This window comes from Ralstonia sp. ASV6 (genome assembly GCF_016429285.1).
Lineage (GTDB): Bacteria > Pseudomonadota > Gammaproteobacteria > Burkholderiales > Burkholderiaceae > Ralstonia > Ralstonia flaminis.
The window spans coordinates 1-253 of the sequence record NZ_JAELUI010000686.1 but is presented as its reverse complement, the minus strand read 5'-3'; the positions used below and the strand labels follow the sequence as shown (position 1 = coordinate 253).

General features: G+C 70.8%; 1 pseudogene. It reads left to right on the top strand.

What is annotated here, in order from left to right:
- Positions 1-130 (top strand): annotated as a pseudogene (locus tag JHD73_RS28885) (enoyl-CoA hydratase/isomerase family protein); the annotation flags it as partial.
- Positions 131-253: the final 123 nt, after the last annotated feature.

Here is a 253-nt window from a genome sequence, read left to right as displayed (position 1 = left end):
CGACTACGCGCTGCATCAGTTCCCGAAGCCGATCGTCGCGTTGATGGACGGCATCACCATGGGCGGCGGCATGGGCCTCGGGCAGGCGGCGCGCCTGCGTGTGGTGACCGAGCGCACGAAGATGGCCCTGTCTCTTATACACATCTCCGAGCCCACGAGACATGGCGCCTGATCGCGTATGCCGTCTTCTGCTTGAAAAAGGGGGGGGGGGGGGGGGGGGGGGGGGGGGGGGGGGGGGGGGGGGGGGGGGGGG